Raw genomic sequence first — 8,195 nt, 5'->3', positions numbered from 1 at the left:
CGCGGCGCGGGCGTCGCGATCCAGGGCGCGCAGCTCGGCGTGGCGACCCGGCGACGCGGCCCAAAACCCCAGATAGTCCCCCACGGAGGGGAACCGCACCGTGACCGGCGCGTCTTCGCGCGCGTCTTCGACCTCGAAGCCGAAATCGTCCAGCCATTCGTGATAATCGTCGGGGTCTTGCAAGCGGTTCTGCCAGCGCAGGTCGTCGTTGCCCATCCAGGCGCGCAGCGCGGCCAGCGGCGGCTCCGGCGTTTCGACTGCCGCCTCCGCGAGCAGATCGTCCAGGGCGGCGTCGAGCGCCGTCACCGGTCCCCACTCCTGAATTGCCAGCCGTCCGCCGGGCGCGATCAGGTGACGCAGCGCGGGTAAACTCTGTTCCGGGAGGGTGGTATTGAGGCCAAATGACGCAACCACGAGCGTAAAGATGTGCGGGGCAAAAGGCGCGTGCAGCAGGTTGCCGCAGACCGGGAACAGGTGCGGATGCGGCTTGACGTAGGTCAGCATCGCGTGGGACAGATCGAGGGCGGCAGTGCGGCCCTGCCGTGCCAGCAGAGCCGCCGCCGTGCCCGTGCCCGCACCCACGTCCAGCGCAAGATCGCCAGGACGTGGGCGGGCATAATTCACAAAATCCGCTGAGAGCGGCGCCATCCCCAGCACGACGCAGCGCGCGTAAGCGGACGCCGCGGCGTCAAACAACCGCCGCACCAGGATCGCGCTGCTGACGGAGCCGTGTTCTTGGTTCAGTGCGTTTCCCATCCTTGGCCGGTTTCTGCGATCAGATGATCGACCACGGCAAAAAGTGCTTCGCGTTCGGTCGCGCCATCTTTCATCGCGCCGTGATAAATCGCCAACTGCCGGTCGGCGCTCGTGCCGCGCTCCGCGATGGTGCGGATGTGCGCCACTTCCTCGCGTGAGTTCAGCTCGTCCACCACGTCGTCCACGATCTCGATCAGCTCGTCCATCAGCGTGCGCAGCGACACTTCCTCACCGATGCCGAAGTCGATCAGCTTGCCCTGGATGCCGTAGCGCACGGCACGCCACTTGTTTTCCTCGATGAACATGCCCCGGTAAATGCGCCAAGACTGGTTCTGGTTGCGCAGCTTGATCAGCTTGGCGACCAGCGCCTGGATCAGCGCCGCAACCGCGATGGCGTCATCGACGTGAGTGCACATGTCGCAGATGCGGACTTCGAGCGTGCCGAGATCGGGGTGCGGGCGGGCGTCCCACCAGATCTTGGTCGGGTCGCCGATGGCGACGCGGTGACTGGTTTCCTTGCGCGTATCGACGCGGCGGCCCAGCGAGCCGACCTTGCCCATGATGTTGACGTACTGGTTGTATTCGCTGTAACTGTAGAAATTGGGCGGAATACCCGAACGCGGCATGTTTTCAAAGACGAGGCTGCGGTAACTCTTCAGGCCGCTGTCGCGCCCGTGCCAGAAGGGCGACGAGGTGGTCAGCGCCAAAATATGCGGCAGGAAATAACGGAGCTGGTTGAGCACGTCGATCACCAGATTCATAGCCTCGTCAGACTGACCAAAGCCCAGGTGCACGTGCATCCCAAAAATGAGCAGCCGCCGGGCCGCGTCGCGCATTTCGGTTGCCAGGTCGTCGTAGCGCTCACCTTCGCTGATGTGCTGATCCTGCCAGTGTGAGAACGGGTGCGTCGCGGCGGCGATGATGGCCGCACCCGTGTCTTCCGCTACTTCACAGACCGACCGCCTCAAATGAACGATTTCGGCGCGGGCGTCTTTGATGTCGCTGCAAATATGGCTACCGACTTCGATCTGGGACTGCATAAATTCGGGCTTAAGCTGATTGCCCAGGACGACGTGACCCCGGTTCATCATCTGCTGAACGTACGAGGTCAATTCTCGCGTTTGTGGATCAACGATCTGGTATTCTTCTTCGATACCGATGGTGAGCGGTGCGGTGAACATAAGGCTTTCTCCGGCGGTTTTGCACGTGGGGTTGCGAACACCGTCAACTATATCGCGCTCGCTTCAATCTCGAAACATCTGCAATGCCCGGCTTTGCCCCGGCGGGCGCGTTTCAGTTCTCAGCCGGGGGCAAACGTGTTATGCTTGACACCATACAACATATCGGCCATGTGGGGACCTCATGTCATGTTCGATATCGTGGTGATTGAAGACGAATCCGAGATCGGGGATTTGCTCGCCCTGGTGCTGAAGCACGAGGAAATCCGGCTGCATTTCGCGCTGGACGGGACGGAAGGGCTGGATCTGGTGCGGGCGGTGGCCCCGCAGATCATCCTGCTGGACCTGATGCTGCCGGGCGAGATGGACGGTTGGGACGTCTACCGGGTCGTCCGCGAGGACGCCTCGTTTCGGGAGACGCCGATCATCATCCTGACCGTGATTACGCCCCAGGCTGAACGTCTGCACGGTTTCACGAGTAGTGATATAGACCTGTACCTGCTCAAGCCGTTCGATACGGTGTATCTGCGCCGGAGCGTCGAGCGCCTGCTGGGTCGGTCCGGTCTATGGAAGCCGCCCGATGCATCCGTGGCGCACGTGTTCGACCCGATGGCTTAGCCTTTGCCGCATGTATCCCAGGATATGAAAACGCCCCATGTCTCTTGAATATTCCAGGCCCGCGCCCGACATCGAGGGGCGGATGATTCGCATTGACACCGAACATTTTTCGGTTCGCTTTCTCGTCCCGGTGGCGATGGTGGTCGTGACACTGCTTTTCCACGTCGTCGCGCTGAAGCTGCTCGACGGCGTGTTCGAGGGTGTCGATCCGGCGTGTGTGGTCGTCGCGCTCGATATCGTCGTGCTGCTGGGCACGGGGTTCGCGGTCGAGCGGCTGCTGAAGCGCGTGATGCCCAGCCGTCGTTATGCCGTGCTCGGCCACGACCGGCTGGTGGTGACCGACGGGCGCACATCGCCGCCCGAGGTGACGGAAATCGACTGGAACCGCAAGGTCAATACGCTGGCGTGGCGCTTCACGATCCGGCGGCGCGCGCGCGTGCCAAAAGGGTGGTTCTGCGTGGCGGTCCAGCTTCTGCAAGACGACGTAGACCTGATCTTTTACAGCTTCAAATCTCCGACCGCCGCCGAGGCGATGCCCGGTTACGATCAGTTTGCCCGGCTGCGCCCGCGCCGGGAGACGGAAGGATCGACCGACCTGCACGCCGCCGCTGAACAGCGCCGCCTGCTCAAGCTGGAGGACGCGCGCTGGCGGGATGGCGCGGAGGTGGCCTCGGACGACTTCGACGCGCTGCTCGCGGCACTGTCCGACCACGTGCCGGGCTGGCGCTGATCCGGCTGCATGATCGTTGGCAACACATCGTTGGCAACTGCACAAGGACGGCTGAACACAGCACAAGGAGACGCACGCATGAAAAAGGTTACACGCGCGGGACGGTGGTTGGTAGGGGCGCTGCTGGCGGCGCTCGTCGTGAGCATGGGGGGCGGCCTGCACACGCGCGCGCAGGGCGATTCCAGCGAGCTGCTGCTGCTCGGCACGCTCAGCACGACGCTCGACGCGACGACGCCGGAGGCCAGCGCAACGTTTTACCTGGAGGAATCCTTCCCCTTTTCGGTGGTCGCATACGCCGATTCCGGCGACCTGACCACGACGCTGACCGTGACCGCGCCCAGCGGTAAGGTGGTGACGAAGGCGTCGCCCAGCAGCACGGACGCGACGGCCACGATCGCGGAAGCGCTGGTCGCGCCGGAGCAGGGCATTTACACGGTGACGGTGACGCGCGAGGGGAATACGTCGGGCGACATGACGCTGGGCCTGCTGACCGGGTACGGCGGGCTGGACGTCTGGGACGACTTCGAATCGGGCGATCCCGATTTCAACCTGACGTGGTCGTCGTTCTCCGCCGATAACAGCGAAGGCGACGTGGTCAACGGCATGTATCAGGTCCACGTGTTCGCGCCCGGCATCTGGACGTACCAGTCGCCGGACGAGGACCTGTCGTGGGGCGATATGTACATGGAGGCGGACGTCGAGATCGAGAACCAGCCGAGCTACGTGGAATACGGCTTCGTGCTGCACTTGAACTGGGACGCGGGCACGTTCTATTCGCTCTCGGCCAGCAGCGACGGCGACTGGAGCCTGTACTATTACGACGAGACCGGGACGTGGCAGGAGATCCAGCCGTGGACCGTCTCGCCCGTGATCGATGGGGCGGATGCCAGCCCGCGCATTGCCGCGCTCGTGGAGGGCTACACCTTCCGCTTCTACTTCAACGATCAGTTCGTGGGCGAGGTGACGGACACCGCGCAGTACGCGAGCGAAGGCTCGATCGGCGTCGCCGCATCCACGATCCAGGATCAGCCGGATGACGTCACGGTGGACTTCGACAACCTCGTGGTGACCAGTCCGCTGAGCGCCGGGGATGTGGCAGATCAGGGCGGGTTGGAAGGGCTGAACCCGGGCACGCTGTTCGGCAACCCGACCGCCGCGCCGCAGGAAGGCGTCGAGCCGACACCAACCACCGGACTACCGTTCGGCAACAATCCGACCGCGACGCCGTCGGGCGGGCTGGCGATCCCGACCGCGACCCCCGGCAGCCTGACGGGCGGGCTGTTCATTCCGACCGCGACGCCGTAGGGGCACACCCAACGGAACGAAAAGGGGCGGGCTTCAAACCCGCCCTACTTTTCCACGCAGCCGGAGTCAAACCTTAGAACGAATTGAACTGCCCCTACCCGGTGGGTTAGCGTCATAATCTGTAGTGGTGGCGACGATATAGGAACGGGTATCGACCGGAATTGATGATCAAACGAGTGACTGCTCGCGGGCGCGTTGGCTCCCGCATAACCATCGTTAGAGTGCGGCGGGTGGCATCCGTGGCCCTGCTGATCGTGTGGGCGCTGGCGCTGGCGGCTGGTCCGGTGGCCTCTGCCGTGTATGCGCAGGAGTCGTCCGGCGAGGTCGTGTTGTTCGAGCGCGTGCGCGGCACGCTGACCGACCGCATGCCCGCGAATACGTGGACGTTCGAGGCGAGCGCGGGGGAAGTCGTGTCGATCCTGGCACGCACCGTGTCCGGCGATCTGGACCCGTCGCTGACGGTGCTGGGGCCGAGCGGCGAACTGATCGCGCGGAACGACGACCGCGACTCGCTGGTGACAGACGCGGGGCTGGAAGCGCTGACGCTTCCCGTGGCCGGGATGTATACGCTGCGCGTCGAACGCTACGAGGGCGAAGACGGGACCACGACCGGCGATTACGAGCTGAGCGTGACGCCCGGCTTCGGCCAGGTGGCGCGGCGCGAGACGTTCGACGAGGATCCATCGCCGTGGTTGGTGCCGGGCGGAAGCCTGGTGTCGCTGGCGCAGGGCGCGCTGCGGCTGCGCGCGGAGCGATCCGGCGGGCAGATCGTGGCGATCCCCAGTGACGCCGGATCGCTGGGTGATTTTTACATGCAGGTCGATGTCGATCTGTTCGGGGCGCAGTCGTACGCCGAGTTCGGAGTCGTGTTCCGCGCCCAAGAGGGCAGCGTGCGTATTCCGGCGTACACGTTCAAGGTCAACTCTGAGGGCAGTTGGAACGTCAGTGTGGACGACGGCACGACCCTGTTCGTGCTGCAAGACTGGACGCCCAACGAGGCTCTGAACAACGCGGAAACCTGGACGCTGGCGGTGCTGGCGCGCGGATCGTCGTTCTCGTTCTGGGCGAACGGCGCGCTGCTCGGCACGTTGAACAATTCAACGCTGCCCGACGCGGGCGCGATCGGGTTGGTCGCGGCCACGCGCGCGGATCAGCTCGATCCGGCCACGGTGCTGTTCGACAACGTGATCGTGACCACGCGGTTGGTTACGACGTATCGCGGGCTGCCGCTGGTGCTGTCGAGCTGGGCCTCGCGCGATCCGCAGCGCATCGTGAACGAGATCGCCGCGTCGGGCGAGATCGTGCCTGCGCCCGCGCGGACGCTGTACGTGCCGACTATGAGCATGCAGGCGCTCGACGAGCTGTCCTACTTTGAACTCCTGGGCACGGAGGATCTGGCCTATTCCGATTTCGTGCTGGGCGGCGCGTTTAACATCGCCACCAACGGCAACAGCGTGGCGTGTGGGCTGACCTTCCGCTACCAGGACGAGCACAACTTGAGCGTGGCCTACGTCGATACGGCGGGCGGGTTCGGGCTGGCGCAAACGGTCGAGGATGAACTGGTGGTGAACGTCTACGCGCAGAGCCAGATGGTCGTCACCGAGTCGAACGTGCTGTTCGTGGTGGCGCACGGCGACCGGGTAGGGCTGTACGTGAACGGCGCGTTGGTGACCGAGGAACAGGTCGAGCCGGGCGCGGGCCGCGTAGGCACGGCGCTGCTCAATTACGAAGACGTGGGCACGGACTGCTTCTTCATCGACCTGTGGGCGTGGCCGCTCGAAGGCGACTGACATCCCGTCGCCGGTATTCACGAATTTTTGATGCCGGGTGACACACATGTACCCGAACGATTTTACTTCCTTCACAGGCCGGGGCTTGCGAGGCAATGAACGATCCTGATAATCCATTAGGGTGGCAAACATGGCGGCGCGGGGGCCTGTTGGGTCTGCGGCTGGTCGCGGTGTTGTTTGGCACGACCCTGGTCCTCTGGCTGGCGATGGGGCTGGTCGGATGGGAGGCCCAGGCGCGCGCACTGGCTGCGATGTGCATCGGGCCGGTGCTGGGGTTGGGCTTGATCGCCGGGTGGTGGGTTTTTCGGGGTAGAAACGCCCTGGCGGGATTAGAGCGGCACGGGAGTGGGGATGAAGAATGAGCCAGAACGCCAACGCGGAAACGGCCCAGCAGTATAAGGCGCTGGAAGCACGTTTCGACCGGGCGGCCAAGTTGTACGACGCGACCTACGGCCAGCCCGACGAGCAGGGGCATGGAAATTTGCTCCTGGGATGGCTGCGCGACCGGCATCTGGCCGTGCTGCGCGACGTCATGCCCGAGCGGGCGCTGCTGCTGGAGATCGGCAGCGGCACGGGCGAGGAAGCGTTGATCCTGGCGCGCGAAGGGTACAGCGTGCTGGGCATCGACATCAGCCCGGTGATGGTGCGTCAGGCGCAGACGAAGGCGGCGGTGCACGGCCTGAGCCGCAGCGCGACCTTCCGCACGCTGCCTGCCGGGCGGCTGGCGGCGCTCGACGAGCGCGGACCGTTCCAGGGCGCGTACGCCAGCCTGGGCACACTCAACACGGAGCCGGATCTGGCCGGGATGGCGCGCGGGCTGCACGCGCTGCTGGTCCCCGGCGCGCCGTTCGTGGCGACGATGATGAGTCGCCACTGCCTGTACGAGATTCTGCATTATCTCGTGCGCTTCAAGCCGGGGCGGATCATGCGGCGCGGCCCCGACTGGCACGAAGCACGCGCGGGCACGGGCGGGGTCGATGCGCCGGTCAAGTTTTATTCGCCGCGCGCCTTCGCCGCCGCCATCGCTCCGTATTTCACGGTCGAGTCGGTGCAGGCGCTGCCGCTGTGGCTGCCGCCGGTCCACATGCACGATTTGTACCGCGAGCGGCAGGCGCATTTTGCGCAGCGTGAAGGGTGGGATCGCCGCATGCGGACGTGGCCCGCGTTCCGCGCCTGGGGCGATCACTTCATCATGGTGCTGCGCCAGAATCCCGACGCGGCTGCTCCCGAACAGGACGCCGCCGCACCGCCGGACACGAGCACGGAGGAACCGTCATAGATCATCTGCCGCCACACGATAACGGCTTCGAGCGCCGCGCGTCGGCCAACGGCGCGTTCAGGGGCCGGGGCCGCCATTACGCCTCACTGCTGGCCTGCCCGATCGATCACGCCGCGTTGGTCCAGCGCGACGGCGCGCTGCACTGCGCCGACGATCCGGCGCATGTTTACCCGCTGGTGGACGGCATCGCGCGGCTGTTCCCGCCGGAGCACGCGCCGCACGTCGAGGCGCGGTCGGCGGCGTGCGAGGACGATCTCGTCGCGGCGGGCTGGACCATTCCTGATGAGAGTGCGTTCAAGAGCCTGCCGCAGACGCCGCTGCCCGGCGCCCCCGACGGCTACTGGGAGCAGCAAGCCGCCGCGACCGCGCTGTTGTGGCGCTTCGTGGAGATGATGCGGCTGCGCCGGGGCGGGCTGCCGGTCGGCCCGGCGGGCGAAGCGGCGGTGATCGGCGCGGGCATGGGCTGGCTGGCGTACGGCCTGGACGTAGCCGGGTACGCGACCGTGGCGCTGGACGTGTGCGCGGGGGAGCGCTTCGGG

Annotated in this window: 8 protein-coding genes and 1 pseudogene; 7 read left to right on the top strand and 2 right to left on the bottom strand. The window is 65.4% G+C overall.

Going from position 1 to position 8,195, the window contains the following annotated elements; genetic code table 11:
• Both V7116_RS24585 and V7116_RS24580 read right to left on the bottom strand, forming a co-directional pair.
• Nucleotides 1-756 (bottom strand): class I SAM-dependent methyltransferase (locus V7116_RS24585; protein WP_324394643.1); only part of this gene is annotated, 756 nt, incomplete at its 3' end.
• Nucleotides 741-1,937 (bottom strand): carboxylate-amine ligase, encoded by a 1,197-nt coding sequence (locus V7116_RS24580; protein WP_324394642.1) that lies wholly within the window; start codon nt 1,935-1,937, stop codon nt 741-743. The genes V7116_RS24580 and V7116_RS24585, both read right to left, overlap by 16 nt.
• Before the next feature lie 186 nt (nt 1,938-2,123).
• Here V7116_RS24580 and V7116_RS24575 point away from each other — a divergent pair, with 186 nt between their 5' ends.
• The 7 genes and pseudogenes from V7116_RS24575 to V7116_RS24545 form a co-directional block, all read left to right on the top strand.
• Nucleotides 2,124-2,552 carry a response regulator transcription factor gene (locus V7116_RS24575; RefSeq protein ID WP_324394641.1) on the top strand — a complete coding sequence of 143 codons (429 nt, stop codon included), beginning with the start codon at nt 2,124-2,126 and terminating at the stop codon, nt 2,550-2,552.
• A gap of 82 nt (nt 2,553-2,634) precedes the next feature.
• On the top strand, nt 2,635-3,282 hold the full coding sequence (locus tag V7116_RS24570) for a hypothetical protein (RefSeq protein ID WP_324394640.1): 648 nt from the start codon (nt 2,635-2,637) through the stop codon (nt 3,280-3,282).
• A gap of 78 nt (nt 3,283-3,360) precedes the next feature.
• A complete protein-coding gene (locus V7116_RS24565) occupies nt 3,361-4,587 on the top strand; it encodes a nucleoporin FG repeat-containing protein (RefSeq protein ID WP_324394639.1) in 1,227 nt (408 codons plus the stop codon).
• 230 nt (nt 4,588-4,817) lie between these two features.
• Nucleotides 4,818-6,377: a PPC domain-containing protein gene (locus V7116_RS24560; protein WP_324394638.1), complete on the top strand. Its 1,560-nt coding sequence runs from the start codon at nt 4,818-4,820 to the stop codon at nt 6,375-6,377.
• 95 nt (nt 6,378-6,472) lie between these two features.
• Nucleotides 6,473-6,739: a hypothetical protein gene (locus V7116_RS24555; RefSeq protein ID WP_324394637.1), complete on the top strand. Its 267-nt coding sequence runs from the start codon at nt 6,473-6,475 to the stop codon at nt 6,737-6,739.
• The gene (locus V7116_RS24550; protein WP_324394636.1) at nt 6,736-7,656 is read left to right on the top strand and encodes a class I SAM-dependent methyltransferase; all 921 of its coding nucleotides are present in this window, start codon (nt 6,736-6,738) and stop codon (nt 7,654-7,656) included. Before V7116_RS24555 ends, V7116_RS24550 begins: the two co-directional genes overlap by 4 nt.
• A gap of 116 nt (nt 7,657-7,772) precedes the next feature.
• Nucleotides 7,773-8,195: pseudogene (locus V7116_RS24545) on the top strand (hypothetical protein); the annotation flags it as partial.

Origin of the sequence: Aggregatilinea sp., from assembly GCF_036822615.1 — a bacterium.
Lineage (GTDB): Bacteria > Chloroflexota > Anaerolineae > Aggregatilineales > Aggregatilineaceae > Aggregatilinea.
This window is presented reverse-complemented; position numbering and strand designations above follow the sequence as displayed.